Raw genomic sequence first — 26,275 nt, forward strand, 5'->3', positions numbered from 1 at the left:
GCCCCCGAACACGCCGTGGTTACGACCCGATTGCCGCCAAGCTTCCCGAGATACTTCCTCCAGGAGTAGGCGCCGACGGAAGCCCGTTCTCCGCAGCACACTGTTCGCCGGTCTTTCCAGGATAGTGGTTCACCACACTCACCCCGTCGAAGTTCTCGGGATCGAAGTACCAGAGCGTCGCGTCTATCGCGGTGACATGTCGAGCACAGTTGGGCTTCAGGTAGTCATTGTACTCCCACCAGTTGCTCATGTAATTGATGTAGCCAGTCTGTGTCGCGAGCCCAAGATCCGCCACGTCATCCGGCTCGGGAACACCCAGCGGGTTGGATTCAGTGACGGTACCCGTCCGGTCGTAGATCCGCAGAAGGTCAGGCTCTCCGTGAGCAGAGGGAAGGGCTGAAAGAGCGATGGCCACCGCGGCGGCAACTGAAGCTAAGCGAGTTTTCATAGTCAATACAATAGCATCGACTGACACCTGAGACCCACCTCCCCACCTAAGTAAGAGTCATGCTGTCAGAAGAACTGCCAACAGGAGCACCTTCAGTTCATCACAAAGTGACCTCCAGTAGTGCTCGGCATGGAAGCCTGGCGTCGGGCCCTGACAGGGCCCGCCCCCTACCCGTTCACCCGCTCCAGCAGCTCCTCGAGCTGCTCCCGGGTCACGGAACCACCGCTGAAGGTGATGATCCGGTCGAGCGGGATGCTCGCCATCATCTTCGCCATGTCGACACCGAGTCCGTCACCGGAGTCCTCCCCGGTCAGCCCGCCGAGGAAACCGCCCAACGCCTCCGCCACCGCCGGCACCGCGAGGGCCTCCCCGAGGGTCGACTCCAGGGTCAGCGGCACACGGACGTCCTCACCCTCGAGGTCGACCTCGACCGACGCCCGCAGGTCCCGGCTGGACGACCCCAGGTGGACCACGTACCGTCCCGGCTCCAGCACGAACCTGCCTGAGCGCACGTCCCGGTACTCCAGGTCACGCCGGCCCAGGTGGATCTCGATCTCCTCGCGTTCACCCGGCTCCAGGGTGACCGAACCGAATCCGGCCAGCACCTTCGGCGCCCTGACCTGCCCCGAGTCCGGCACCGACACATAGGCCTGGACCACCTCCCGCCCGGCGCGACGTCCGGTGTTGGTGACACCGACGGTGACGGTGATGCCGTCGCCGTCGTCGTCGGGCTGCCCGTAGGCCTCGTCGTAGGCGAAGGTGGTGTAGGACAGCCCGTGCCCGAACGGGTAGGCGACCCGGAGGTTACGTGCGTCGTACCAGCGGTAGCCGACGAACAGGCCCTCGCTGTAGCGGACATGCCCGTGCTCGCCGGGGAAGTCGAGGAACGCCGGGGTGTCCGCCAGCCGTGCCGGCACCGTCCCGGCGAGCTTGCCGGAGGGGTTGACCTCGCCGGTCAGCACGTCGGCGATCCCGGCTCCGCCGCCCTGTCCCAGCAGGTTGGCGTCCAGGATCGCCGGGGCCAGTTCGGTGACCTCGGTGAGGTCCAGTGCGCCGCCGTGGGACAGCACCACGACCACCCGGTCCTGCACGGCGCGGACGGCGCGCAGCAGGCCGAGCTGTTCGGCGGGCAGCGCGAGGTCGGTGCGGTCGAAGCCCTCGGACTCCTGGTCCGGCGACAGGCCCAGGAACACCACGGCGATGTCCGCGTTCGCGGCGTCCTCCACCGCTTCGGCGAGCAGCCCGCTGTGCCGTCCGGAACCGTCGGTGGTGAAGCCGGCGGCGTAGGTCACCGGTGCCGCCAACCGGTCCTTGATCAGTTCCAGCGGCGAGTCGAGCCGGGTGGGGTTGACGTGCGAGCTGCCGCCGCCCTGGTAGCGCGACGTCTCGGCGAAGGGGCCGATCACCGCGACCGAGCCGGTGACCCCGGAGGCGGCGATCGGCAGGATGTGGCGTCCGTCGGCCTCGTCGTTCTTGAGCAGGACGATCGAGCGTGCCGCGGCTTCCCGGGCGAGGGCGTGGTGGGCCTCGACGGTGGCGTCGTCGAGGCTGACCTCGCGTCGTGCCGCCGTCGCCCGGCGCGCCAGGGCCGCCACCCGCTGCGCGGCGACGGTCACGGTCTGCTCGTCGAGCTGTCCGTTGCTCACCGCCCTGACCACCTCCTCGTCCGCCGCCCCGCCGTCCGACGGCATCTGCAGGTCGAGGCCGGCGGCGACGGACCGCAGGCGGCCGCCGACCGCGCCCCAGTCGCTGACGACGACCCCGTCGAACCCCCACTCGTCGCGCAGGATGTCGGTGAGCAGTTCACGGCTGTGACGGACCGGGACGCCGTTGACGGCGTTGTAGGAGCACATCACCGTCCACGGGCGGGCGTCCTCCACGATCCGACGGAAGGCCCGCAGGTAGATCTCGTGCAGGGGACGCTGGTCCACGTCCGCACTCACCCGCATCCGGTCGGTCTCCTGGTTGTTCAGGGCGAAATGCTTCAGGCTCGCCCCGACCCCGCCGCTCTGCAGGCCGGTGACCCAGGCGGTGCCGAGCACCCCGGTCAGGTGCGGGTCCTCGGAGTAGTACTCGAAGTTGCGGCCGCCCAGCGGGGACCGTGTGATGTTCACGCCGGGCCCGAGGACGACCTGGACGTCCGCGGCCTGGGCCTCGTCGGCGAGGGCGGCGCCGATCCGTTCGACCAGGTCAGGGTCCCAGCTCTGGCTGAGCCCGGCGGCGGGCGGGAAGCAGGTGGCCGGGGCGCTGCCGGACAGGCCGAGGTGGTCGACACCGCCGGTCTGTTTCCGTAGGCCGTGCGGCCCGTCCGTCAGGGTGATGGAGGGGACGTCGCCGGCGTCCTGGGTCTGCCAGAAGTTCTTCCCGGAGCCGAGGGCGGCCCGGTCGGCGAGGGGCAGTGCGGCGACATCGTCGGTACCGGTGGTGTGTGGTGTGTGGTGGCTCATACCTCCTTTGTACGGGGTTTCAGGCGGGGAAGCTGCACGTGCCGCCCACCGGACGTCCGTGGAAGCGGTCGAGCAGGAAGGGGATGCCGAACGCGCCGCCGGAGGCCGCCTGGAGGAAGTGGTTCTGGTCGCTGATCTCGGGGAGGATGTCGTCGCGGTACACCACGGGTGCCCCGGCCGAGCACCACGTGGCGGCGAGTTCGCGTGCCTGGCCGTATGCCACGGTCTTGTCGTGGCGGCCCGAGACGATCATCGTCGGGGCGGCCGGGGTGCCGGTGCCGACGCGCTGCTCCTCCATGGCGCGCACCCCCTCGGGGATCTCCCCGAGCAGGTCGTCGAGGCGTCGTCCATCCGCGGTCCACTGGTCGGTGGTCAGGTAGCCGTAGGTGTCCCCGATCTCGTCGGTGCACATGCCGGCCAGGTCGTCGAGGACACCGCGGCCGTGGTCGGAGAGGTGGGTGTCGAGTTCGGCGGCGAGGGCCGGGTACCGGGCGGACAGGCCGTTGATGGCGAAGCCGATCGCCCCGACCAGGTTCGACCCGTCGATGGTGCGTTGCACCTCGACCAGGTCCGCCGGCGGCGCCGACGCGTAGGCACCCGCCACGTCCAGGTCCGGCGCATAGTCGGCCACCGCCTCGACGGCCGCGGTCGACGCCCCGCCGCCCTGGGAGTGCCCGTAGAAGCCGATCGCGCCGAAGTCCTCCCCGCGGTCCTCGACCAAATTCCGGGCGGCGCGGGCGGCGTCGATCATGGCGTGGGCCTGTTCAGCGCGGTTCATGTAGGTGTGCATCCCCGGCGTGCCCATACCCACGTAGTCGGTGACGACGACGCGGACACCCTGGCTGGCGAAGATCCAGTCGTAGGCACCCTCCAGGGCGACGGTCCGGCCGGAGTCCAGCGGGTCGGGCTGGTTGTCCAGGGGCCAGTTACGCGACGGGGCGCACTGGTCGCCCTGCCCGACGGTGCCGCGCCCCACGACCACGGTGGGCCGCTCCCCCGGCCCGCGCCACGGCACCGTCGGTTCCACGGTGTAGCCGCTGACGGCGACGGGCCGGCCGTCCATGTCGGTGGTGGAGTACATCATCTTCTGCACCCGGTCCGGGACGGCGAACTGGTGGCCGTCGGGTCCGGACGGTGCCGGGGCGTAGGGGGCGGACGCGGTGCGCAGCACCGTGCCCGGCGTCCCCGGCGCCAGGTCCGCGGTGCCGTAGAAGGGGTCGTGGTCGCCCGCCTCGACCCGCGGCGCGTGTCCGCCCCACGGCAGTGTCTGGGCCTGCGCCGGACCAGCCGCCGGTCCCGCCGCCAGCCCCGCCGCCACGGTGACGAGTGCGGCGGCGAGTGCCGTCCCGACCGTCCTGCCCGCTGTTCGCTTCATACCTGATGCTCCTCCGTTCCCGACAGAAGGAAAGTTTCCTGAACTACATTCCCCTGTCGAACCTAGCTGCGGAGTCGCCGTCGCGCGGCGGCACCGCGAAAACCACACAGAACCACACAGAACCAAACAAGACCACAGATACGGTCACCCCGGACGGGCGTACACGGAATATTCACCACACGGGGCCGCAGGAGTACAGTCTCCGCAAGACCGCCCGTCCAACCAGAAACGAGTGCCATGACCGACACAACCCGGCCCCGCCCCGTCCACCTCGTCATCATGGGGGTGAGCGGCAGCGGGAAGACCACGATCGCCGAACAGCTGGAACAGCGTACCGGGGTCCCCTACGCCGAGGCCGACGCCTTCCACCCCGAGGCGAACAAGAAGAAGATGGGGTCCGGCCAGCCTCTCGACGACGACGACCGGTGGCCCTGGCTGCACGAGCTGCGGGACTGGATGACCTCCCAGGCGGAACAGGGGCACTCCACGATCGTGACCTGCTCCGCGCTGAAGAAGTCCTACCGTGACGTCCTGCGCGCCGCCGAGGGCGACGAGTTCTTCGTCCTGCTCGACGCCCCGGAGGACGTCCTCGCCGCCCGCATGGAGGACCGCAAGGGCCACTTCATGCCCGCCTCCCTGCTGCGCTCCCAGCTCGACACCCTCGAGGGCCTCGACGCCGACGAGAACGGCGTCACCGTCGACGCCACCGAGCCGCCGGAGTCGCTCGCCCGCGAGATTCTCTCCATCGGGGCACTGACCGTGCTCCTCCACGAATGAGCACCGCAGGCTCCCAGCTGGTGATCGCCGCGGTGGTCGGCATCACGCTGATCATCGCGCTGATCGTCTGGGCGAAACTCAACCCCTTCCTCTCCCTGATGATCGGGTCGGCCACCCTCGCCCTGGTCGCGGGCACCCCGCTGGTGGACGCCTTCGGCAGCTTCACCGAGGGTTTCGGCGGCACCGTCGGCGACGTCGGCGTGCTCATCGCGCTCGGCGCGGTGGTCGGCCAGTTCCTCGTCACCTCCGGTGCCGCCGACAGCATCGTCGACGCCTTCCTGGACCGCACGACGCCGGGCCTGCGTCCCTGGGTGATCGCGGGTCTGGCGATGTTGCTGGGCATCCCCCTGTTCTTCGAGGTCGGCATCGTCCTGCTGATCCCGGTGGTGATGCTGGCGGCACGGCGCTCCCGGCTCCCGGTGATCCTGCTGGGCATCCCCGCCCTGGCGGGCCTCTCCGCCCTGCACGCCCTGGTGCCGCCGCACCCCGGCCCGCTGATCGCCGTGGACGCCCTGGGGGCGAACCTCGGACTCACCCTGGCACTCGGGCTCCTGGTGGCCCTGCCCGTCGTCGCGGTGGCCGGTCCACTGTCGGCGAAGGTCATGGCCCGCTGGGTGCCCATCGAGGCGCCGGCCTCGATCTCCGGGCAGGACGTCACCCGGACCGGCGACGAGCCGGACGGCGCGTCGGCGGGTCCGTCGGTCGGCCCGTCGGTCGGTCCGTCGGTCGGTCGGGGCCTCACCGTGGTGCTGCTCCCCGTGGTGATGATGCTCTCGCGGACCGTCGTGGAGTCGCTGCAGCTGCCGGAGGGCCCGGTCGCGTCCACGGTGTCCACGGTCTTCGGGTTCATCGGTGAGCCCATCGTGGCACTGCTGGCCACCGTACTGCTGGCGATGTACTTCCTCGGCTTCGGCACAGGCCGTACCCGCCAGGAGGTCTCCGACCAGGTCAGCGGCGCCTTCGGGCCGATCGCCGGGGTGATCCTCATCGTCGGCGCCGGCGGGGGCTTCAAGCAGACGCTGGTCAACACCGGGGTCGCCGATGTCGTCGGACAGTGGGTGCAGGCCGCCCCGGTGTCGCCGCTGGTCGCAGGCTGGCTGGTCGCGGTGTTCATCCGACTCGCCACCGGTTCGGCCACCGTGGCGACGGTCACCGCGGCGGGGATCATGGCACCGGTCGCCGCCGGCATGGGGTCGACCGAGGTGGCCCTGATGGTGCTGGCGATCGGCGCGGGCTCGGTGTTCTTCTCCCACGTCAACGACGCCGGTTTCTGGCTGGTCAAGGAGTACTTCGGCATGACGGTGCCGCAGACGCTGAAGACCTGGTCGCTGATGGAGACCGTCCTGTCCGTGGTCGCCCTCGTCATGGTGCTGCTGGTCCACCTGCTCATCTGAGGACGACAGCGCACATCCCGGCTGGTCACGACGCTGGTAAGGTCGTGACATGGCCCGATTCTCACCATCCGGCGGGGTTCGCGCCCCCGACACCGACACCCGGGGCGCCCTCGGCAGACTCCGGGACATGGCCCGGAACCCGGAGGCGTCGACGGCGGGACTGCAGATCGCCAAGTGCGTCATCGCCGCCACGGGCGCGTGGTGGGTCTCGGTGACGTTCCTCAACACGAGTTTCCCCTTCCTGGCCCCCTGGGTCGCGCTGCTGACCATCGACGCCACCGCCTACCGCACCCTGTCGCGCGGGGTGCAGTCGACCGTGGCGTCCCTCCTCGGCATCGGCGTGGCCTTCACCGTAGGCACGTTCCTGGAGGTCTCCCTGTGGACCTACGCGCTGGCCCTGCTGGTGGGACTGGTGGTGGCCCAGGTGCGGTGGATCCGCGACGAGGGTGTCACCGTCGCGACGATGTCCATCTTCATCCTCAGTGACGGCTTCTCCGAGCAACAACAGCAGTTCGGCGACCGGATGCTGGAGATCGGTGTCGGTGTCCTCGTCGGCGTCGTGGTGAACCTGCTGGTCCTGCCGCCGATGCGGGACCGGCAGGCGTCGCGTTACGTCGACAGCGTGAACCGGCGGATGGGCTCGGTCCTGGAGAACATGGGCGAGGAGTTCGCCTCCTCGTGGGACACCGACCGTGCCGACGCCTGGATCGACGAGACGGACTCCATCAGCCGTGAACTCGGGTCGGCGTGGTCGGTCGTGCGGTTCGCCCGCGAGAGCCGCCGCGCCAATCCACGGTCCTACCTCGCCAGACTCCAGCGCACACGCGCGGCGACTGGGCGCGCCCCGGATCCGGCGGACGCAACCTGGGAGGACATCCTGCGGCGGGCGGACGAAGGCGTGTCGCATCTGCGCCACCTCGCCCGGACGCTGCGTGAGGCCTCGTACGCCGACGGCGAGTGGGACACCGGCTTCCGTCGGGAATGGGCGTCGGTCGCCCGCGCCACCGGACGTGCGGTGGCCGACCCGGACGCCGATGTCGGCCCCCTGTCGGACCGGCTGGCCGCGCTCACCCGGGAGTTCTCCGACGGGGACCTGCCGACGGACCACTGGCCCGTCTACGGCGCGTTGATCACCGGCCTCGACCACATCATCACCGTCGTGGACGACGTCGCCTCGTCCCAGGAGGCGCGGGAAACCGCCGGCTGACGGGGCGGTCGAACAATGCGTTCGAACACGGAACTTCCGTGTCCGGACCCGGTGCGAACATCGGACGTGTCCTTCGAGGAGAGGACGTCCACCGGCCGGGTCGACCGGCCTCCACCGACGCAGAAAGACGTTTCACGATGAGTACCCCCAGCGCACCCCAGAACCAGTACCTGCCCCCGGAGCAGACGCCGGAGACCGCACAGAAGAAGCCCTTCTACAAGAGGGTCTGGTTCCTCGTCCTGGCCGGCGTGGTCGTCCTCGCCGTCATCGGCGGTGCCCTCAGCGGCGGCGACGAGGACGACACCGCAGCGGACGACGCCGGCACCACGACGGCAGCCGTCTCCCCCGAGGCGCCGTCGGACCCCGAGCCGGACCCCGAGCCCGCTAACGAGCCGGACCCCGCGCCGGAGGCCGACTCCGGCGGGGACGTCCCCCGCGAGTTCACCTCCGCCCTGAAGTCCGCCGAGCGGTACTCCGACATGATGCACATGTCCAAGGCCAAGATCTACGACCAGCTGACCTCGGAGTACGCCGACCAGTTCTCCCCGGAGGCCGCACAGTACGCCGTCGACACCATCGACGCCGACTGGAACAACAACGCCCTGGAGTCCGCCCGCAACTACCAGGACACGATGAGCATGTCCCCGGCGGCGATCCACGACCAGCTGACCTCCGAGTACGGGGAGAAGTTCACCGTCGAGGAAGCCGACTTCGCCATCGCCAACCTGGAGTGACGGCCGGTCAGGTCAGTCCACCATCTCCACGACCACGCGGTCGGTGGAGACGAGGCAGCGGAACTGCTCCCCGTCGGTGCGCGCCCCGTGGGTCACCTCGACGCCCTCCAGGTGTTCGGCGAACACCTGGCCGTCGATGATCCACCGGTCCCCCTCCCGGTCGTGCCGGGCACCCCACAGGTCCAGTTCCGCGTCACGGCCGTAGCCGGTCTCCCACCGGACCTCCTCACGACAGTGCGTGCGGGCCTCGGATTCACGCAGGCCGCCGGCACGTTCCAGGTAGCTCTGTCCGTACCACCAGACCACCACCGCCCCGACGGCGACGAGCGCCACCAGCAGCAGGACGGTCAACACCCGCAGGTCAGGCCGTCTGCGCATCCCGCTGAACCTCACCCGTCTCGGCGTCCCGCGCGTCGATGCGCAGCACCAGGGCCAGGACGAACACGAGCACGGCGATGCCCGCACCCAGGTAGAAGGCCACGTGGACACCGTCCACCAGCACACCGGTGGGCGTCCCGGCGGAGGAGTTCGCCGAACCGATGCCCATCACGGCGATGAACAACGCGGTGCCGGCGGCGCCGGCGAGCTGCTGCAGGGTGTTGAGGACCGCCGAGCCGTGCGACGAGATCTCGTTCGGCACCGCGGCGAGGGCGTTCGACATCAACGGCGTCATCAGCAGCGACAGCCCGAGGTTCAGCACCACCGCGATCCCGGCGAGGTACCAGAAGGTCTTGTCCTCGTCGAGCATCAGCAGCAGACCCATCGCCACCACCAGCAGCGCACCACCGGGGATGATCAGCGGGCGGGTTCCGTGGGCGTCGTACAGGCGTCCGACGATCGGCCCCATCGCCCCCATGATGATGCCGCCGGGCAGGGTGACCAGTCCGGTCTGCAGCTCAGAGAGTCCGAGGACGTTCTGGCCGAAGATCGGCATGATGATGATGAACCCGAACAGCGAGCCGAAGGACAGCAGCATCAGACCGAGGGACCAGGAGAACTCCCGGATCTTCAACGGCGTGGTGTTCATCAACGGTGCGCGGTGCTCGCCGGCGGCCTGGGCCTTCATCAACATGCCCTGGCGGCGGAAGAAGACCACCAGGACCACGGCGCCGACCACCAGGCAGACGACCGCCACCGTCGGGAACTCCTGGGCGGCCTTGGAGAGGCCGGACAGGCCGTAGATCGCCGCGGCGAAGCCCACCGCCGACAACAGCACGGACAGCAGGTCGAACGGCGGACGGCTGGGCTCCTCGAAGTTGCGGATCTGCCAGATGCCCATCACCAGCGCCAGGACCGCCAGCGGAATCATCACGAGGAAGATCCACCGCCAGCTCGCGAGCTCGAGGACCAGGCCGGCGAAGGTCGGCCCGAGCGCCGGTCCCACGGCGATCACGATGGTGACCAGGCCGAAGACGGACCCACGCCGCTCGACCGGGACGAGGACCATGATCGTGGTCATCAGCAGCGGCATGATCAGCGCGGTACCGGCGGCCTGCAGCACACGGCCGGCGAGCAGCGCGGCGAAGACCGGGGCCACGGCGGCCAGCACCGTCCCGCCAAGGAACAACGACAGTGCCACGATGTAGATCGTCCGGAGCGTGAGACGCTGCATCAGGTAGCCGGTCGTGGGGATGACCACCGCCATGGTGAGCATGAAGACGGTGGTCAGCCACTGCGCGACGTCTTCGCCGACCTGGAATTCGCGCATGAGGCTGGGCAGCGCGTTCGACAGGGCCGTCTCGTTGAGGATCGCGACGAAGGCCGCGGCGACGAGGATGCCGATCAGCAGGCCGACGTTGACGCCTGCCGTGTCCGGGCGCGAGCCCGGGGATGTTCTGGTTTCTGCCATGGAGGTCCTCCCAAAGATGCAGGGCGACGCCCACGCACGGGGTGACCGTGCGGACATGCGTCGCCGGTGGGCTGCAGTGTCGGTTGACCCGCTGCAGCGGCTGGCTCGGGATGAAGGCACACGCGAGGACCCCGCGCTCAGATGCGGGGGTCCTGTCACAAAGTATCCGGAGTGCCCGGGGCCGCCCGTCGGCGGAACACCACGCTCCCGTGCTCAAGCCTTGCAATCCTAGAGGTTCTGGACCATGCGCGCAATCCTGCCGGACAGGACCGCGCGGACAGGACGGTCACCGCCCCTGCGTGTCCTCCTGATCCGTGTCCCCGGCCGACTCCCCTGCGGTGATCTCACCGGTGCCGGCCGCGGTGGAGCCCCCGGCGAGTTCGGCGCGGATCTGCTCCAGGCGGGAGGACGCGGCCATGTCACGTCCGCTGGACTCGATCTCCGCCATCCGGCCGCGGACGCTGTTCTCGGTGAGCTCCTGGGCGCCGAGCGCGGTGGCGTAGCGGGCCTCGATCTTGGCGCGGACGCTGTCGAGGGTGGGGACGCTGTCGTCGGCCTGTATGCCCTGCATCGACTCCAGTGCCTGGTTGGAGCTCTCCTGCATCTTCGCCTGGTCCACCTGGGCACGCAGCTGGTCGATCTGGCCCATCTGCTCCTTCAGCCGCACCTCAGACTGCCGTTGCTGCTGCTGGGCCTGCTCGGCGGCCTGGGTGGCCTGCGCGTGCATCTTCTTGGTGTCCTCGATCTCCTGCTCGACGGTGACGAGCTGGGTAGCGAAGATCTCGGCGGTGTTGGTGTACTCCGTCGCCGCGGTGGTGTCTCCCCCGGCGGCCGCCTTGTCGGCCTGCTGCAGGGCGGCACGCGCGTTGTCCTGCAGCTTCTCCTGGTCCTTGACCAGGCGGTTCAGCGTCATCTCCAGCTGGTTGCGGTTGCCGATGATCCGGGCGGCGGACTCGGTGACCTCACGGTGCTGCTTCTTCGCCGCCTCGGTCGCCTGCTGGATCTGGACCTTCGGGTCCGCGTTCTCCTCGATCGTGGTGTCGAGGGACTGCATGAGGTACTTCCAGCCCTTGGAGAAGGGGTTCGCCATGGCGGTACTCCTAACGATGTCGTGTCCGCGTCCGTGCCCGGGCGGCTTCTCTGGTCTGTTCCCCAGCATAAACGGTTTTCATCCCACGCGTCCCCCGGTGTGTCGACGGCAGGGTTACCATCGGAGCCATGACCGTCACCGCCACCTGCATCCACGCCACGGCCGCCGGCGCCGACCTGACGAAAGGGACCGTCACCCGGCGCGATCTGCGTCCCGACGACTGCCTCGTCGCAGTCCGCTGGTCCGGGATCTGCCACTCGGACATCCACACGGTCAACGGCGACTGGCCGCACGACAACTTCCCGATGACCCCGGGCCACGAGATCGTCGGCACCGTCCTGGAGACGGGCACCGCGGTGACCCGGTACCGGGTCGGGGACGTCGTCGGGATCGGCTGCATGGTGGACTCCTGCGGCGAATGCACCGCCTGTGCCCGGGGCGAGGAGAACTACTGCCTCGACGGCCTGACCGGCACCTACAACGGCGTCGACCGGCACGACGGCTCGGTCACCCAGGGCGGGTACTCCACGCACATCGTGTGCCGGGAGGACTTCCTCATCCGCATGCCCGACGTCGACGGCGGGCTGGACGGTGCGACGATGGCGGCGATGACCCCGCTACTGTGCGCCGGGATCACCACCTACTCGCCGCTGAAGCACTGGGAGGTCGGTCCGGGTTCACGTGTCGCGGTGGTCGGCATGGGCGGGCTGGGGCATGTGGCCGTGCAGATCGCGGCCGCCCTGGGCGCGGAGGTGACCGTGTTCTCCCACAGCCTGTCGAAGAAGGAGGACGGGCTGCGGTTCGGCGCGTCCCACTATGTGGCGACCGGCGGGGACGCCGCCGACACCTTCCACCGGGACCACGCCGACGAGTTCGACCTGATCCTCAACACGGTGTCGGCCCCCCTGCCGGTCCACCGCTACCTCGGCATGCTCGCCCCGGACGGGACGTTGGTGATGCTCGGCCTGCCCACCGAACCTCTGTCGGTGCGGGTCAACCAGCTCACCGGCCGCCGCCGCGGGATCGCGGGGTCGAGTATCGGCGGTATCGCCGAGACCCAGGAGATGATCGACTTCTGCGCCGCGCACGGGATCACCGCCCGGGTCGAGGTCGTCACCGCCGCCGGGGCCGGTGGGGTCGATGCGGTCAACGACGCCTACCGGCGGGTGCTCGGCTCGCAGGTGCGCTACCGCGCGGTCATCGACGCGCGCACCCTCTGACCGGCCGCGCGGTCAGCTGTCCTGCTGCTCGGCGACCTTCTTGCGGACGTCGTCCATGTCCAGGCCCTCGACCTCGGTGATGAGGTCGGTGAGGGCCTTCGGCGGCAGGGCGCCGGCCTCGCGGTAGACCAGGATGCCGTCACGGAACGCCATCAGCGTGGGGATGGACTGGATCTGCAGGGCCGCCGCGATGTCCTGGTTGGCCTCGGTGTCGATCTTGCCGAAGGTGTGGTCCGGGTACTTCTCGGAGACGCTCTCGAAGACGGGGCCGAACCGCTTGCAGGGCCCGCACCATTCCGCCCAGAAGTCGAGCAGCACGATGCCGTCGCCCTGGATGGTGTCCTGGAAGTTCTCGCTGGTGATCGTCGTGGTGGCCATGGCCGCACCTTCCTGACTGTCTGTGTCGCTCGTTAATCGCTCGGTGATCGGTACCCGGTCGCTCTCGCGCCGTACCCGGTACAACGCCGCCGGGCGCGGCGGGTATTCCGTCGCCGCGGTCTCCCCCACGCTACCGGCGTCCGCGGCCGTGTGTCACCGCTCCGGCGGTTCGGCTGTGCCGGACGCTCGGCTCCGATAATGTCTGGAAACATGACTACTCATGCCACCGGCACCTACAAGCTGTGGAAGAAGCTCAGCGGCACTGCGCCGGGTCGCGGGCTGTTCTCGGTCGGGTTCTGCCTCAAGGCCCCGTACTTCCGGACCGTCCTGCCCCGGGTCCGCGCCGCTGAACCGGGACGCGCCGTCGTGCGCATCGGCGACTGGTGGGGCGTGCGCAACCACATCGGGACGTACCACGTCATCGCCGCCCTCAACGGCGCGGAGGCCGCGATGGGGATGCTCTGCGAGTCGACCGTCCCGACGACGCACCGGTGGTTGCCGCGCGGTATGCGCGCCGACTACCCCACCAAGTCGACCGGCGGGTTGACCGTGACGGCCACCGCCGACTTCCCGGACTTCTCCACCATCACCCCCGAGACCGGTGGCCAGCTGGTGACCCTGGACATCTCGCTGATCGACGACGCCGGCAACGAGCCGGTCCACGCCGAGATCGACGTGTGGGTCTCGGCGAAGAAGCGCTGAGCGACCTCCCCGCGGTGGGCGTAACCTCGGGTGGTGGAGAGACACCACCACACCGAAAGGACACACCGTGTCAGCACAGGACGCCACAACACCACAGGACTTCGCGGGACGGGTGGCACTGGTCACCGGGGCAGGGTCGGGCATCGGCGCGGCTGTCGCGTCGGACCTGGCGGGTCGCGGCGCGAAGGTCGTCGTCGCCGACATCAACCTCGAGGGCGCGCAGGAGGTCGTCGACAGGATCACCGCGGCCGGCGGGACGGCGACCGCGCTGCGGTCCGACGCCTCCAGCGCCACCGACGCCGAGCGCGCCGTGGCCGTCGCCGTGGAGACCTACGGCAAGCTCAACTACGCCGTGAACAACGCCGGTGTCACCGGTGCCTCCAGCCCGGTCGGCGAACTGGACACCGACGACTGGGACACCGTGATCGGCATCAACCTCAACGGTGTCCTCTACGGCATGCGGTACCAGATCCCCGCGATGCTGGAGGCCGGGGCGGGGGAGAGCGCCATCGTCAACATGGCCTCCATCCACGGCGCGGTCGCGGCACCGAACAGCGCCGCCTACACCGCCGCCAAGCACGGGGTGGTCGGCCTGACGAAGAACGCGGCCGCCGAGTACGGTCCCGCCGGTCTGCGGGTCAACGCGGTCGGCCCCGCCTACATCGACACCCCGCTGCTGGCGCACGTGCCCGACGAGGTGAAGCAGGGTCTCGTCGCCAGGCACCCGCTGGGCCGCCTGGGCCGGGCCGAGGAGATCGCGCCGTTCGTGCGGTTCCTGCTCTCCGACGAGGCGTCGTTCGTGACGGGCTCCTACCACCTCGTCGACGGCGGCTACACCGCGGTCTGACGCGCCACCGGGACAGTTACCAGGACAGCTACCGGGACACGGCCAGGTAGCCGAGGGCGAAGGCCCCGACGGCGAGGACCGCCATCCCGGCCAGCGCCACCACCGCCGGGACCGTCCGTCGCCGCCGGAGCAGCGACATGCCCTCCACCGACGCGGTGGAGAACGTGGTGAAACCGCCGCAGAGGCCGGTGCCCACCAGCGCCACCGGCCACCACGTGTCGGTCAGGCCCAGCAGCACCCCCAGGACCAGCGAGCCCACGGTGTTGACGACCAGCAGCGCGACCGGGACGTCGGTGGCGGTACGCTCGCTGACCAGGCCGTCCACCCGCCACCGCAGCCACGAGCCGACGCCACCACCGAACGCCACCGCCAGCGCGGCCAGAAGCGAGATCTCCCCGGTCACGACTCCGCCCCCGCACCCTCGTCGCCGGTGTGCAGCCGCTCCCCGCACCACACACCGGCGCGGGCGAGCAGCACCCCCGTCACCACCGTGCCCACCACGTAGACCACGGCGGTGACGACGTTGTCCGCGTCGAGGACCGCGGCCGCCGCGATCGCCGAGTAGGAGGTGAAGCCGCCGAGGAGGCCGGTACCCAGGGTGGCCTTGAGCCGCGCCCGGCGCGCCGTGTCCTGCACCACCGGCAGGTAGCCGACGAGTGTGCCCATCAGCATGGCGCCGAGGAGGTTGATCACCAGCAGGGGCCAGAGGGAACCGTCGACACCGGTGTCGACGGTGAACGCCCAGCGCAGAAACGCACCGGCGGCCCCGCCGATGAAGACGAGGCCGCCGGTGCGGCCGTCCGCGGACAGGTGGATGGTCATGTCCGCGATGGTAGGCGATGTCCGCCCGTCAGTCAGGCGTTCAGTCAGGCGTTCTTGGTCGCAGAGATGTCGAAGTTCAGCGTGATCTTCTCGGAGACCAGCACACCGTCGCTCTTCAGCGGTGCGTTCCAGGTGAGCCCGTAGTCGGAGCGGCGGATCTCGGTGGAACCCTCGAAGCCGATGCGGCTGTTGCCCCACGGGTCGGTGACTTCACCGTCGAAGTCGAACTCCACGGTGACGGACCGGGTCACGTCCTTGATCGTCAGGTCGCCGGTCACCACCAGGGTGTCGTCACCGTCCGCACGGACGTCGGTGGAGGTGAAGGTGATCGTCGGGTAGGTCTCGACGTCGAAGAAGTCCGCGGACTTCACGTGGCCGTCGCGGTCCGCGTTGCGGGTGTCGATGGAGGCCGCCTGGATCTCCACGGCGATGGTGGCGTTCTCGAGGCCCTGTTCCGTGGACGCCGAGCCGGAGAACTCGGTGAAGGAACCGCGGACCTTGGTGACCATCGCGTGGCGCGCGGTGAACCCGATCTCGGAGTGGGCGGGATCGATGGTGTAGCTGCCGCTGTAGTCGTTGATGCTGCTCATGATGCTGTTTCCCTTCGTGTGGTGCATGACGGGGTTCAGAATAGACCCGGATAGTTGATGTGTCAACTACTTTCTCGCTGTGGTTCAATGGACATATGATGAACGGCAAGACGACCCCCTGGCTCACGGAGGCGGAACAGGAACTGTGGCGCTCCTGGCTGTCGGTGGCCCGACGCATGGACACCGCACTGGCCCGGGACCTGCAGCGTGACACGGGGCTTTCCATGGCCGACTACGAGGTCCTGGTGAACCTCTCCGAGGCCGAGGGGAACAGGATGCGCATGGCGGTGCTCGCCGACCGGCTGGCCTGGAACCGCTCGCGGCTCTCCCACCAGATCACGCGCATGATCAACCGGGGCCTCCTCGGTAGGGAGACGTGCAACTCCGACGGTCGCGGCGCCTTCGTTGTCCTCACCGACCTGGGGCTCGCCACGATCCGGGACGCGGCCCCCTCCCACGTCGCGTCGGTCCGGCGGATGATGTTCGACGTCCTCGACGAGGACCAGACGGCCGCCCTCCACGACATCCTGGACACGCTGGGACGGCAGTTCACCGGGTAGTCAGACACCCCTGCTGAGGTCCGAGAACTTCGAGTAGTGCAGCTGGTGGGCGACCTGGACCGTGCCGATGGGCCCACCACGGTGCTTGGCCAGGATCAGGTCGGCCTCACCGGCGCGCTCATGGTCACGGTTCTGCGCGTCGGGACGGTTGATCAGCAGGACGATATCGGCGTCCTGCTCCAGCGAACCGGACTCACGCAGGTCGGACACGCGCGGCAGGGCGTCGTCGCCACGCGACTCGACACCACGGTTCAGCTGCGAGATCGCGATCAGCGGCACATCGACTTCCTTGGCCAGCAGCTTCAGCTGACGGGAGAACTCCGAGACCTCCTGCTGACGTGACTCGACCTTCTTGCCCGAACTCATCAGCTGCAGGTAGTCCACGACGATCAGCCCGAGGTCGTGCTTCTGCTTGAGGCGCCGGGCCTTCGCGCGGATCTCGGTCATCGTGAGGTTCGGCGAGTCGTCGATGAAGATCGGGGCGTCCTCGATGGCGGTGACCCGCTGGGTCAGCTTGTCCCACTGCGAGTCGACCATCTTGCCGCCGCGCATCACCGACAACGGCACCTCCGCCTCTGCCGAGAAGACACGCATCATCACCTCGGACTTGCTCATCTCCAGGGAGAAGAGCACCGACGCCCGGTGCTGCTGCACCGACACCGACCGCATGAAGTCCATCGCCAGCGTCGACTTACCGACACCGGGACGGGCGGCGACGATGATCATCTGCCCGCCACGCAGCCCGTTGGTCATCTCGTCCAGCTCACTGAACCCGGTGAGCACGCCCTGCCCCTGGCCGTCGCCGTTCTCCAGCGCGTCCAGCTCGTCCATGGTGGACTCCAGGAGGTCTTGGAGCACCATGTAGTCCTCCGAGGCGGACTCGTTGGTGATGTTGAACATCTCCTGCTGGGCGCGGTCTACCACGCTCTCCAGCTCACTGCCCTCCAACCCGGAGTAGCCGTACTGCACGATGCGCGTCCCGGCGGCCACGAGACGGCGCAGGACGGCCTTCTCGGAGACCAGGTCGGCGTAGTACCCCGCGTTGGCGGCCGTGGGCACCTTAGCGGAGAGCTCGTGCAGGTACGGGGCCCCGCCCACGCTGTCCAGGATGCCGTTGTTGTCCAGACGCCCGGCGAGGATCACCGGGTCGACCTCCATGCCCTCGCCGTAGAGCTCGAGCATGGTCTCGTAGATCGTGCGGTGGGCCGGCCGGTAGAAGTCGTCCGGACGCAGCCGTTCAACGACGTCGGCGATGGCGTCCTTGCTCAGCATCATGCCGCCGAGCACGCCCATCTCCGCCTCGGTGTTCTGCGGCATCTGCCGTGCCTCGAGGAACGCCCCGCCCGCGCCCGTCTCATTGTCGCGCCTGCGGTAGTTGCCGCGTCCCCCCTGGCCGCCCTGCCCGCCGAAGCCACCGGATACCGGTGCAGGCGTGTACGCCTCGCCGTCCCACTGGTCAGGCTCCGGCGGCAGGGGAGCGTCCCCTGCGTCGTCGGCGAAGCTGTCGCGTGCCCGTTCCGGTGTGCTCATGTCCATGATTCTAGCCCCCTCCACCACAGGCTCCACGCCTACGGTTGTCCACCGTCCCCACCCTACCCGCGGCGTGCCCGCGCCGGAGTTGTCCACAGGGTGTGTGTGAGAGTTGTGGACAGAATGTGTGCGTATGGACGTCGTACCTGCACGGCCTGTGGACAACGTGTGGACACCAATCGTACTGACCTGCAGTTTTCTCCATTACCGCAGGTCACCGTGTTATTTGTGTGAAATATTAGTGGCTATGCGACGTGGACAACGTCTCTTACCGCAGGCCAGATACCCCCCGTCCTGCGTTTTCCGAGGTCACAGCATAACTAAATATGCGCATATTTCGTGCATATCAGCGCGCCTTATCCTCCGTTGTCCACAGTTATCCACAGGGCTGCGGATGGCTGTGCACAACCTTCCACAGATGCACACACCCTGCCCCGGACATGCCGAAGGCCCGCCGGCCGGTCGGATGACCGGGGCGGGCCTGTCGGACGATGCTGTTGTCTTACAGATGGTGGCGTTCTTCGCCGCCGGCACAGGGTACCCGGACCGCGGACACACCGGTTGTCTAGGCCGGGAGCCCCGGGTGTCTAGGCCGGGGGTTGTCCGCGGAACCATGGACGGGTTCCTGTGACAGGGGAGGCGAGGAGAGAACTACTTCTCTGCGACGACCTTGAAGTTCAGCGACGCGACGACCTGCGGGTGCAGCTTCACGTCGACGTTGTAGGAACCGGTCGCCTTGACGTCACCCTGGTTGAGGACGATGGTGCGCTTGTCCAGCTCACGGCCGTTGGCGGCCTTCACGGCAGCAGCGACGTCGTCAGCGGTGACGGAGCCGAACAGCTTGCCCTTCTCCGAGGTACGCACGGTGACCGTGACGGTGTTCAGACGGTCGATCTCGTCCTTGACCTCGCGGGCGTGGTCGAGATCGCGGATGACCTTGTCCTGCTGTGCACGGCGGATGTTCTCCACCTGACGCTCAGCGCCACGGGTGGCGGTGATGGCGTAGCCGCGCGGCAGCAGGAAGTTGCGTCCGTAGCCGGCCTTGACCTCGACGATGTCACCGGGGACACCGAGGTTGTCGACGGCGGCGGTGAGGATCAGCTTCATGATCCGTAGCCTTTCATGGTTTCGGTAGATCCCGGAGGATCTGGGGGTGAACTCACACGACGGATCAGAACGGCGGTTCGTCGCCGCCGTCGAAACCGGACTGCGGAGCGGAGTTCCACGGGTCGTCGTCCGGCGCGGCGTTGCGCCCGCCGAACCCACCCTGGTTCCCGGCGTTGCCGCCGAAACCCTGGTTGGGCTGACCACCCTGGTGTCCCTGCTGACCGCCGAAACCACCCTGGCCACGGTTTCCACCGAAGCCTCCCTGGTTACCGGCCTGGCCGCCGCCCTGCGGGGCCTGCTGGCCACCGAAGTTCCCACCCTGGCGGGGGGTCTTGGTGACCTGGGTCGTGGCGTACTTCAGGGACGGGCCGACCTCGTCGGCCTCGACCTCGAACACGGTGCGCTTCTCGCCCTCACGGGTCTCGAAGGAGCGCTGCCGCAGACGGCCCGTGACGATCACCCGGTCACCCTTGGTGAGCGAGTTCGCCACGTTCTCGGCCGCCTGGCGCCACACGTTGCATTGGAGGAACAGTGCTTCGCCGTCCACCCACTGGTTCGACTGGGAGTCGAAACGGCGCGGCGTCGAAGCCACGCGGAAATTCGCGACGGCGGAACCGCTGGGGGTGTACCTCAGCTCGGGGTCCGCGACGAGATTCCCGACGAGGGTGATCGGGGTGTCTCCCTGTGCCATGTCAGTTTCTCCTGTCAGTCGATGTCAGCGTCGGTCCGACGTTGATCCGGATATCGTGAGGACGCTTACTTGGCGTCCTTGCGCAGCACCTTCGTGCGCATGATGATGTCGTTCAGGTTCAGAACGCGGTCGAGCTCCTGGACGGTGGCCGACTCACAGTTCAGGTCGACGACAGCGTAGATGCCCTCGTCCTGCTTGTTGATCGGGTACTCCAGGCGACGCTTGCCCCAGATATCAACCTTGTCAACCGTACCGTTGTCCTTGCGGACCGTCTCGAGGAACTTGTCCAGGGACGGGGTAACGGTGCGCTCATCCTGTGACGGGTCGATGATGATCATCATCTCGTATTGACGCACGGACCTCATCACCTCCTGTGGTCTAGTGTTTTTTCGGCCGCGACCGGGAGTGGTCACGGCAGGAGGGTTCGTTGCGTCAGCAACCTGATCAGAATACACGCCATATGACCTGGCCCCAACTTATCCGGACACCGGGCCCGCCGTGGCCCAGAACACCGCGACGATCACGGGGATCACCGTGATGAACACGATCGCCGCACCGAACAGGCCCCAGATCACCGCCGGGCGCCGCTTCGCCATGAAACTGGCGAAGGAGCCACCGAACAGCAGGAAACCGATGAACACGCTGCCCATGGTGATCAGCAGCTCCGTACTCGACATTCCGGCCGGCCGATCAGAGGTTGTTCAGGAAGTCGTCGATCATCCGCCCGATGTCGGTGTCCTGACCGGTACCGGTGCCCGGGTTCACGCCCGGGTCGGGGAGGTCCTCGGAGACGCCGCTGTCAGCCTCCCCGTCGTCCTCGGCGGCACCGTCCCCGGTACCCGTGCCACCGCCCTGCGTCCCGGAGGACGATCCGGTCTGCGGGGTCTGGACCACGGGCACCGAGCTGGCGAACTGCTCGACCTCCTCGTTGACGAGGGCCTCGTTCATGAAGCCCTGCCAGATGTCCGACGGCGACTGCGAACCGTACATCGAACCGCCGTACCGGCCGTCCATCAGAGGCTGGCCGTCGGTGTCACCGATCCACACCGCCGTCGCCAGCTGGGGGGTCGAACCGATCATCCAGGCGTCCTTGTTCTGCCCGGTGTCACCCAGCTGGGCGGTACCGGTCTTGGCCGCGCTGGGCCGTCCGCCGGCCAACGAGTGGCCGTTGGAGTAGGCGGCGATCGGGCCCATCGCCGCGATCACCTGGTCGGCGACCTCGGGCTGGACGACCTGGGTGGGCTCCATGTCGCTGTTGTCCATCAGCGTCTCACCCTCGGAGGTCTCCACCTTCGACACGAAGTGAGGGGGGAAGTAGCGGCCCTGGTTGGTCAGCGTGGCCAGCGCGGACGCCATGTCCAGCGGACGCGACTGGTACTGGCCCAGGGTGATGCCCTCGAAGGGGGTGCCGCCATTCTCACGCAGCGTGGCTCCGATGCCCGGGAGCTCCTCGGCGACACCGAGCCGGTGCGCCATGTCGGCGACGTCCTGCGGGCCGCCGTTGAGGTCACGGGCGACGCGGATGAACGTCGTGTTCAGGGAACGCATCAGAGCCTCGGACATCGAGCAGGTGCCGCAGGATTCACCGCCGACGTTACCGACCTGTGTCGACCCGGTGAAGACGGGGGAGGAGTCGTAGGGGGTAGAGGTGGGGATGCCTTGTTCCACCGCCGCCGCCATGGTGAAGATCTTGAACGTCGAACCGGTCTGCAGGCCGGCGTTCGCCCAGTCCAGGCCGGTGGGGTCGTCGCCGCCGTAATAGGCACGCACCCCGCCGGTCTTCGGGTCGATGGCCACGCCGGCCGAGCGCACCGTGTCCGCCTGTGACTCCATGACGCCGTGCACGTTGTCGACCATGGCCTGCTGCTGGTTGGCGTCGATGGTGGTGGTGATCTTCAGCCCGCCGGTGTTCACCGCCTCCTCGGTGATGCCGTTGGCGTTGAGTTCGGCAAGGACCTGCCTCTTGATCAGACCGTTGGTCCCCTCCGCCACGGAGCCGGAGTCGACCTGTGCGGGGTCGATGACCTCGGGGTAGACCATCTCGTCACGCTCCTGGCGGGTCACCGCCCCCATCTCCGCGAGTCCGTCGGCGACGTAGTTCCAACGCTGTTCCGCCTCCGGACGGTTCGTCCACGGGTCCAGCTGACTGGGTCGCTGGATCGATGCCGCGAGTACCGCACCCTCGGCCGGGGTCAGCTCCTGGATCGGCTTGTTGAAGTACGCGCGCGACGCCGCCGAGATGCCGTAGGCGTTCCGGCCGAAGTAGATGGTGTTGAGGTAGGCCTCGAGGATCTCCTCCTTCGACCACTGCCGCGACATCTTCGCCGAGATCACCAGCTCCTTGCCCTTACGGACCAGGCTGCGCTCGTCGCCGACCACGGCGTTCTTGACGTACTGCTGCGTGATGGTCGACCCACCGCCGGCGTCCTTGCCGGTGAGCTGACCGAGCGCAGCCCGACCGAAGCCCGTGACCGAGAACCCGGGGTTGTCGTAGAAGTCCCGGTCCTCGGCGGCCAGGACGGCCTCCTGGACATGCTCCGGGATCTCGTCGATGCCCACGTTCTGGCGGTTGCCCTCGGGCGGGACGATGCGTGCCAGTTCCGTGGTGCCGTCGCTGGCGAAGATCTGCGAGATCTGGTTGTTCACCAGCTCCTCCGGCTGCGGGACCTTGGTCACCGAGTAGGCGGCGAAGAACGTCACCAGCGGCACCACGATCAACACGGCCAGGACGGCCGCCACTGAGGCGAAGAGACGCCTCCACACCGGCTTGCGCGTACGCGTGCGCTGCCGTTTCGTGGAGTCGTTGGGGGTGGTCGAGTCGTTAGTCACGTGGCTGTTCTCTCCGTACTGGAATTACCGGCACCGTACATGTCTTCCCTGATGAGATGGTTCCACCGGCAGCGGAGGCAGACCTCCACCGTGTGGACGGCCACCCCGCTCCCGGAGACACCGTCGGGGGCTGCGTCGGGCCGTTCCTTATCAGACCGTCCGACGCCGTCAGGAAACAGGGTAGCGAGGATAGCGTCAATCTCCGAAAGACTACGCGCCGTTCCCGATTTTTCCCCCATCGCCGCACCGTGGACCCACCGGCTTTCGCGGAGGTCCGGCGCGCCGCACACGGGACAGGGCCGGTCGACCCATGTCCCCAGCACCTCGGCGGACGAGAGGAGGGCCCGGTCGGCGTCACAGACGTCCGCCCGACGACGCTCGCCGCGCCGTACGGCACGCAGGGTCCGCTGGCGGTCGAGGTCGTGGGGGACGGTGTGGACGGGCTGCACTGTCGACATGGTGCCGACCATTCTATCCGTCCGTCGGCCGCGGGTGAATCGGTCAAGGCGTGCCGTTGACCGATCAAGACCCGTTCCGCCCCATGTCAGAGGGTGTTTTCCGCAGTTTCCGGGGCTAACGTCCGGAGTCATGAGTTCACAGGACAACCCCACCATCAAGCTGGCCATCGCCGGCATCGGCAACTGCGCGACCTCCCTGCTCCAGGGGCTGGAGTTCTACCGGGACACCCCGGACGACGACACCGTCCCCGGACTCATGCACGTCCGCTTCGGCGACTACCACGTGCGTGACATCGAACTGGTCGCCGCCTACGACGTCGACGCCGACAAGGTCGGCAAGGACGTCTCCGTCGCCACCGAGTCCGGCCAGAACTGCACCATCAAGATCTGCGACCTGCCGGAGCTGGGGGTCACCGTGCGCCGCGGCCACACCGCCGACGGGCTGGGCAAGTATTACCGCGAGACCATCGAGGAGTCCGACGAGCCCGACGCCACCCACGACGAGATCGTCGCCCACCTGCGGGAGACCGGGGCGGACGTCCTGGTGTCGTACCTCCCGGTGGGCTCCGAGGAGGCCGACAAGTTCTACGCGCAGTGCGCCATCGACGCCGGCGTGGCCTTCGTCAACGCGCTGCCGGTCTTCATCGCCTCCGACCCGGAGTGGGCGAAGAAGTTCGAGGACGCCGGGGTGCCCGTCGTCGGCGACGACATCAAGAGCCAGGTCGGCGCGACGATCACCCACCGCGTCCTCGCCCGACTCTTCGAGGAGCGTGGTGTCACGGTGGACCGTACCTACCAGCTCAACGTCGGCGGCAACATGGACTTCAAGAACATGCTGGAGCGCGACCGCCTGGAGTCGAAGAAGGTCTCCAAGACCCAGGCGGTGACCTCGAACCTCACCGGCGCGCTGTCCGGCAAGATCGACGACCGCAACGTCCACATCGGCCCGTCCGACTACGTGCAGTGGCTCGACGACCGCAAGTGGGCGTTCATCCGGCTGGAGGGCCGCGCCTTCGGCGACGCGCCCATCAGCCTGGAGTACAAGCTGGAGGTGTGGGATTCCCCGAACTCGGCCGGTATCATCATCGACGCGGTCCGGGCGGCGAAGATCGCCAAGGACCGTGGACTCGGCGGGCCCGTCGACCCGGCGTCCACCTACCTGATGAAGTCGCCCCGGGTCCAGCGGCCGGACGACCAGGGCCGCGCGGACCTCGAGACCTTCATCGTGGAGGGGTGACCAACATCAATGTGGGCGAGGAATTGCAGTCTGAACTGCGGGGTTAAGGAACTTCACGGGCCTAAAAGTGGTACCAGTATACCTTTCAGGAGCAAAGCACGGTAGATTGGTGACCATGACCGCTACCCCGTCTGAAGTCGCGAAGCGCCTGCGACCCGTCGTCACACGGATGTACCTGCTGTACTTCCGCCAGACGACGCAGTCCAGCATCAGTACCGCGCAGCTCTCCATCATGATGAACCTGCAGACCCACGGAGCACTGCGCATCAGCCAGATCGCCGACCTCGAGTCGATCCGGATGCCCACCGCGTCGAACGCGATCAACCACCTCGAGTCGCTGGGCCTGGTGTCCCGCGTCCGCGACGTGAGCGACCGCCGCGGAGTCCGGGTGAAGCTCACGGACGTCGGCCGGACCGAGCTCGCCCGCATCGGCGAGGAGCGCGACAAGCAGATGGCGAACATCCTCTCCGTCCTCGACGCGGAGCAGCTGGAGCGGGTGGAGGAGTTCATCCCCACCCTCGAGGCCGGCATGGAGGTCTTTGACTCCCGTCGTATGGGGGAGAAGTAGCCGGTGACACCGCTACGGGTGCTCCTGGCCTGGCGGCCTGACGGAGACTCCGGAGGCGCCGGGGCCGACACCGCGGCCTTCGTCTCCTGGCTGGCCAGGACAGCGGAGATCAACGTCAAACCGGTCACCGTCATCCCCCGTATCTGGCCCGAGGGCGTCGGCCGGGACGAGGTCCCCGACGCCGCCGCACAGCGCTTCGAGGCCTGGGCCGCGGCCGAGTCGACCGCCTGCCACGCCGCGGCGCGCACCGCCCTCACCGACGCCGGTGTCCCGGAGTCGATGATCGACGACAGCGACGAACTGCTCCACAGCCACTCGGAGACGACGGCGCTGATCCGTTCCGCCGAGGAGTTCGGGGCCGACGTCATCGTCGTCGGGTCCCGCTTCGGTACCTCCGGCGGGCCCGTCGGACGCTTCCGGGCGGGCTCCACCGCCGACGCCCTCCTGCACTGTGCACCCCTGCCCGTGGTCACCGTGCCCCGCAGCCCGACCCTGTCGAAACACGGCGTCACCCGGGTCAGCTGCGCCTACGTCGACAACGAGCAGTCGCACCAGGCGCTGCGCAAGGCCGCGGACCTGGCGTCCCGCTGGGACGTGCCGCTCCGCCTCGTCGCCTTCAGCCCCACCGGCGCGTCGATGTACCCCACCCTCACACCGTTCCCCGACGCCGCCGAAGCCGATGAACGGTGGCGCGGGCAGGCCCTCGGCATCCTCGCACGGGGCCGCGAACGCGCCGAGGAGCGGCACCGGGACCTGCGTGTCGAGACCGAGGTCGGCTCTGGACCGGGGTGGAGCGGTGCGATGGACGACGTCCACTGGAAGAAGGGGGAGTTGCTGGTCGTCGGGTCCTCCGTCCTCGGCGCCTTCAACCGGGTCTTCATCGGCCCGTCCACCAACCAGCTCCTGGCGCACTCGCCGGCTCCGGTGCTCGTCAGTCCCGTCTGACGTACAGCGGTAGCCGGAGGCACCGGTCCACGGGCTAGACTCGGAGGCATCATGTCCGATCAGTCCAGCAGTGCAGAGCTCCCCGACCCGCTCGACCGTCTCGAAGCGCTCGACCGGCGTACGTCGGTCCGTCAGGCCTGGCAGTTGGCCGTCGGGTTCCCCGTGGTCACGATCGTCGTCTGGTTCCTCCTCGACCTGACGTGGGGGGACACCGCGGCGACACGGATCATCCCCACCGTGGTCGCGATGTGCGGCCCCGTCACCGCGGGCCTGGTCGTGCTGCGCAAGTGGCGCCGCTACCAGTGGTGGCAGCCGTTCATGGGGGCCCTGTGGTGGCTGATCCCCTTCTTCCTGATCATCTTCACCACATTGCCCGTCCCGCTCATCGCCGGGCACTGACCCGCGTCCCTGCGGCACCCGACCGATCCGCCCCATCCGCCCCCATCGGCCCCCATGTCGGATTGTCGCCG

Annotated in this window: 29 protein-coding genes; 12 read left to right on the plus strand and 17 right to left on the minus strand. The window is 68.4% G+C overall.

What is annotated here, in order from left to right; translation table 11 throughout:
• Positions 1-19: 19 nt before the first annotated feature.
• The 3 genes from MUN33_RS02485 to MUN33_RS02495 all read right to left on the minus strand — a co-directional run bounded on the left by MUN33_RS02485 (position 20) and on the right by MUN33_RS02495 (position 4,270).
• Positions 20-475, minus strand: coding sequence for a hypothetical protein (locus MUN33_RS02485; protein ID WP_244803330.1), 456 nt, complete (start codon positions 473-475; stop codon positions 20-22).
• 140 nt (positions 476-615) lie between these two features.
• Positions 616-2,895: a glycoside hydrolase family 3 C-terminal domain-containing protein gene (locus MUN33_RS02490; RefSeq protein WP_244803331.1), complete on the minus strand. Its 2,280-nt coding sequence runs from the start codon at positions 2,893-2,895 to the stop codon at positions 616-618.
• A gap of 19 nt (positions 2,896-2,914) precedes the next feature.
• Positions 2,915-4,270, minus strand: a complete 1,356-nt coding sequence (locus MUN33_RS02495; RefSeq protein WP_244803332.1) for a lipase family protein — start codon at positions 4,268-4,270, stop codon at positions 2,915-2,917.
• Between the two features lie 237 nt (positions 4,271-4,507).
• Here MUN33_RS02495 and MUN33_RS02500 point away from each other — a divergent pair, with 237 nt between their 5' ends.
• From MUN33_RS02500 to MUN33_RS02515, 4 genes are all read left to right on the plus strand, one after another.
• Complete coding sequence (locus MUN33_RS02500; protein WP_244803333.1) at positions 4,508-5,047, plus strand: gluconokinase; 540 nt, start codon at positions 4,508-4,510, stop codon at positions 5,045-5,047.
• Positions 5,044-6,441 carry a GntP family permease gene (locus MUN33_RS02505; RefSeq protein WP_244803334.1) on the plus strand — a complete coding sequence of 466 codons (1,398 nt, stop codon included), beginning with the start codon at positions 5,044-5,046 and terminating at the stop codon, positions 6,439-6,441. The genes MUN33_RS02500 and MUN33_RS02505 overlap by 4 nt, the downstream gene beginning before the upstream one ends.
• 49 nt (positions 6,442-6,490) lie before the next feature.
• Positions 6,491-7,648: an FUSC family protein gene (locus MUN33_RS02510; RefSeq protein ID WP_244803335.1), complete on the plus strand. Its 1,158-nt coding sequence runs from the start codon at positions 6,491-6,493 to the stop codon at positions 7,646-7,648.
• A 137-nt stretch (positions 7,649-7,785) separates the two neighbouring features.
• Positions 7,786-8,382 (plus strand): Ltp family lipoprotein, encoded by a 597-nt coding sequence (locus MUN33_RS02515; RefSeq protein WP_244803336.1) that lies wholly within the window; start codon positions 7,786-7,788, stop codon positions 8,380-8,382.
• A 12-nt stretch (positions 8,383-8,394) separates the two neighbouring features.
• Here MUN33_RS02515 and MUN33_RS02520 read toward each other — a convergent pair whose 3' ends face one another.
• The 3 genes from MUN33_RS02520 to MUN33_RS02530 form a co-directional block, all read right to left on the minus strand.
• Positions 8,395-8,760: a hypothetical protein gene (locus tag MUN33_RS02520; RefSeq protein WP_244803337.1), complete on the minus strand. Its 366-nt coding sequence runs from the start codon at positions 8,758-8,760 to the stop codon at positions 8,395-8,397.
• Complete coding sequence (locus tag MUN33_RS02525) at positions 8,744-10,231, minus strand: MDR family MFS transporter (protein ID WP_244803338.1); 1,488 nt, start codon at positions 10,229-10,231, stop codon at positions 8,744-8,746. The genes MUN33_RS02520 and MUN33_RS02525 overlap by 17 nt, the downstream gene beginning before the upstream one ends.
• A 286-nt stretch (positions 10,232-10,517) precedes the next feature.
• Positions 10,518-11,321: a PspA/IM30 family protein gene (locus tag MUN33_RS02530; RefSeq protein WP_244803339.1), complete on the minus strand. Its 804-nt coding sequence runs from the start codon at positions 11,319-11,321 to the stop codon at positions 10,518-10,520.
• A gap of 128 nt (positions 11,322-11,449) precedes the next feature.
• Between MUN33_RS02530 and MUN33_RS02535 the strand changes: the two genes are divergently transcribed.
• Positions 11,450-12,541, plus strand: coding sequence for an NAD(P)-dependent alcohol dehydrogenase (locus MUN33_RS02535; protein WP_244803340.1), 1,092 nt, complete (start codon positions 11,450-11,452; stop codon positions 12,539-12,541).
• Between the two features lie 12 nt (positions 12,542-12,553).
• Here MUN33_RS02535 and trxA read toward each other — a convergent pair whose 3' ends face one another.
• Positions 12,554-12,919, minus strand: coding sequence for a thioredoxin (gene trxA, locus MUN33_RS02540; protein ID WP_244803341.1), 366 nt, complete (start codon positions 12,917-12,919; stop codon positions 12,554-12,556).
• 210 nt (positions 12,920-13,129) lie between these two features.
• Between trxA and MUN33_RS02545 the strand changes: the two genes are divergently transcribed.
• The gene (locus MUN33_RS02545) at positions 13,130-13,621 is read left to right on the plus strand and encodes a hotdog fold domain-containing protein (RefSeq protein WP_244803342.1); all 492 of its coding nucleotides are present in this window, start codon (positions 13,130-13,132) and stop codon (positions 13,619-13,621) included.
• Positions 13,622-13,688: 67 nt separating this feature from the next.
• Positions 13,689-14,468: an SDR family NAD(P)-dependent oxidoreductase gene (locus tag MUN33_RS02550; protein ID WP_244803343.1), complete on the plus strand. Its 780-nt coding sequence runs from the start codon at positions 13,689-13,691 to the stop codon at positions 14,466-14,468.
• A 28-nt stretch (positions 14,469-14,496) separates the two neighbouring features.
• Here MUN33_RS02550 and MUN33_RS02555 read toward each other — a convergent pair whose 3' ends face one another.
• The 3 genes from MUN33_RS02555 to MUN33_RS02565 are packed head-to-tail and all read right to left on the minus strand — an operon-like array spanning position 14,497 to position 15,880.
• The gene (locus MUN33_RS02555; RefSeq protein ID WP_244803344.1) at positions 14,497-14,871 is read right to left on the minus strand and encodes a fluoride efflux transporter FluC; all 375 of its coding nucleotides are present in this window, start codon (positions 14,869-14,871) and stop codon (positions 14,497-14,499) included.
• Positions 14,868-15,290 carry a FluC/FEX family fluoride channel gene (locus MUN33_RS02560; protein ID WP_244803345.1) on the minus strand — a complete coding sequence of 141 codons (423 nt, stop codon included), beginning with the start codon at positions 15,288-15,290 and terminating at the stop codon, positions 14,868-14,870. Before MUN33_RS02560 ends, MUN33_RS02555 begins: the two co-directional genes overlap by 4 nt.
• A gap of 44 nt (positions 15,291-15,334) precedes the next feature.
• A complete protein-coding gene (locus MUN33_RS02565; protein WP_244803346.1) occupies positions 15,335-15,880 on the minus strand; it encodes a YceI family protein in 546 nt (181 codons plus the stop codon).
• A 95-nt stretch (positions 15,881-15,975) separates the two neighbouring features.
• Here MUN33_RS02565 and MUN33_RS02570 point away from each other — a divergent pair, with 95 nt between their 5' ends.
• Entirely contained in the window at positions 15,976-16,440 is a 465-nt protein-coding gene (locus MUN33_RS02570; RefSeq protein WP_244803347.1) for a MarR family winged helix-turn-helix transcriptional regulator, read from the plus strand.
• Here the strand turns inward: MUN33_RS02570 and dnaB are convergent, their stop codons facing one another.
• The 7 genes from dnaB to MUN33_RS02605 all read right to left on the minus strand — a co-directional run bounded on the left by dnaB (position 16,441) and on the right by MUN33_RS02605 (position 23,055).
• Complete coding sequence (dnaB, locus tag MUN33_RS02575) at positions 16,441-17,970, minus strand: replicative DNA helicase (protein ID WP_244803348.1); 1,530 nt, start codon at positions 17,968-17,970, stop codon at positions 16,441-16,443.
• A gap of 651 nt (positions 17,971-18,621) precedes the next feature.
• Entirely contained in the window at positions 18,622-19,077 is a 456-nt protein-coding gene (gene rplI, locus MUN33_RS02580; protein WP_244803349.1) for a 50S ribosomal protein L9, read from the minus strand.
• 64 nt (positions 19,078-19,141) lie between these two features.
• A complete protein-coding gene (locus MUN33_RS02585; protein ID WP_244803350.1) occupies positions 19,142-19,768 on the minus strand; it encodes a single-stranded DNA-binding protein in 627 nt (208 codons plus the stop codon).
• Between the two features lie 65 nt (positions 19,769-19,833).
• On the minus strand, positions 19,834-20,133 hold the full coding sequence (rpsF, locus tag MUN33_RS02590) for a 30S ribosomal protein S6 (RefSeq protein ID WP_244803351.1): 300 nt from the start codon (positions 20,131-20,133) through the stop codon (positions 19,834-19,836).
• Between the two features lie 111 nt (positions 20,134-20,244).
• Positions 20,245-20,445 carry a hypothetical protein gene (locus MUN33_RS02595; protein WP_244803352.1) on the minus strand — a complete coding sequence of 67 codons (201 nt, stop codon included), beginning with the start codon at positions 20,443-20,445 and terminating at the stop codon, positions 20,245-20,247.
• A 13-nt stretch (positions 20,446-20,458) separates the two neighbouring features.
• Positions 20,459-22,597 carry a transglycosylase domain-containing protein gene (locus tag MUN33_RS02600; protein ID WP_439647822.1) on the minus strand — a complete coding sequence of 713 codons (2,139 nt, stop codon included), beginning with the start codon at positions 22,595-22,597 and terminating at the stop codon, positions 20,459-20,461.
• On the minus strand, positions 22,594-23,055 hold the full coding sequence (locus MUN33_RS02605) for a DUF5318 family protein (RefSeq protein ID WP_244803353.1): 462 nt from the start codon (positions 23,053-23,055) through the stop codon (positions 22,594-22,596). The genes MUN33_RS02600 and MUN33_RS02605 overlap by 4 nt, the downstream gene beginning before the upstream one ends.
• A 130-nt stretch (positions 23,056-23,185) precedes the next feature.
• On the opposite strand from MUN33_RS02605, the gene MUN33_RS02610 reads away from it, so the two are divergent.
• The 4 genes from MUN33_RS02610 to MUN33_RS02625 all read left to right on the plus strand — a co-directional run bounded on the left by MUN33_RS02610 (position 23,186) and on the right by MUN33_RS02625 (position 26,204).
• Positions 23,186-24,292 carry an inositol-3-phosphate synthase gene (locus MUN33_RS02610; RefSeq protein ID WP_244803354.1) on the plus strand — a complete coding sequence of 369 codons (1,107 nt, stop codon included), beginning with the start codon at positions 23,186-23,188 and terminating at the stop codon, positions 24,290-24,292.
• 115 nt (positions 24,293-24,407) lie between these two features.
• Positions 24,408-24,860 (plus strand): MarR family winged helix-turn-helix transcriptional regulator, encoded by a 453-nt coding sequence (locus MUN33_RS02615; RefSeq protein WP_244803355.1) that lies wholly within the window; start codon positions 24,408-24,410, stop codon positions 24,858-24,860.
• Positions 24,861-24,863: 3 nt separating this feature from the next.
• Positions 24,864-25,805: a universal stress protein gene (locus tag MUN33_RS02620; protein WP_244803356.1), complete on the plus strand. Its 942-nt coding sequence runs from the start codon at positions 24,864-24,866 to the stop codon at positions 25,803-25,805.
• 51 nt (positions 25,806-25,856) lie between these two features.
• A complete protein-coding gene (locus MUN33_RS02625) occupies positions 25,857-26,204 on the plus strand; it encodes a hypothetical protein (RefSeq protein WP_244803357.1) in 348 nt (115 codons plus the stop codon).
• The last annotated feature ends 71 nt before the right edge of the window (positions 26,205-26,275 follow it).

The sequence above is a fragment of the Corynebacterium kalidii genome (assembly GCF_022869005.1).
Taxonomy (GTDB): Bacteria; Actinomycetota; Actinomycetes; order Mycobacteriales; family Mycobacteriaceae; genus Corynebacterium; species Corynebacterium kalidii.